Source organism: Motilibacter deserti (assembly GCF_011250635.1).
Taxonomy (GTDB): Bacteria; Actinomycetota; Actinomycetes; order Motilibacterales; family Motilibacteraceae; genus Motilibacter_A; species Motilibacter_A deserti.
The window spans coordinates 1-665 of sequence record NZ_JAANNP010000268.1 but is presented as its reverse complement, the minus strand read 5'-3'; the positions used below and the strand labels follow the sequence as shown (position 1 = coordinate 665).

1 protein-coding gene is annotated in these 665 nt (G+C 73.5%); it reads right to left on the bottom strand.

What is annotated here, in order from left to right:
- Window positions 1–665 (bottom strand): AMP-binding protein (locus G9H71_RS22985; protein ID WP_166285046.1); only part of this gene is annotated, 665 nt, incomplete at both ends.

Sequence of the window (665 nt, the reverse complement as noted above, 5' to 3'; positions counted from 1 at the left end):
GCTCGGCCGTCAGGCCCGCCCGCCGCAGGTAGCCGCGGGCCAGCTGCACGCCGGCGAGGTAGAGCTCGCCGGCGACGCCGGGGGCGACGGGGCGCAGCGCGGCGTCGAGGACGTACAGCCGGGTGTTCCAGACCGGGCCGCCGAGCGGCACCGGGCCCGGCCCGTGCTCGGGCCGGCACTCCCACGACGTCACGTCGACCGACGCCTCGGTGGGGCCGTAGAGGTTGTGCAGGGCGGGGGCCTGCGCTCCCGCGTACGCCGCGTGGAACGTGTCCTTCAGCTCGCCCGGCAGCGCCTCGCCGCTGCAGACGACGCGTCGCAGCGATGTGCAGGCCGCGAGGTCGGTGGGAGTGTTCTGCGCGAGGAACGCCGCGAGCATCGACGGGACGAAGTGCAGGGTGGTGATCCGCTCGTCGCGCAGCAGGGCGGCGAGGTACGCCGGGTCCTTGTGGCCCTCCGGCCGGGCGACCACCAGCGTCGCGCCGACCTGCAACGGCCAGAAGAACTCCCAGACCGACACGTCGAAGCCCGAAGGCGTCTTCTGGAGCACTCGCTCGCCGGGCTCGAGCCCGTAGCGGTGCTGCATCCAGACCAGCCGGTTGACGATGCCGGAGTGCGGCACCAGGACGCCCTTCGGGCGTCCCGTGGAACCTGACGTGTAGATC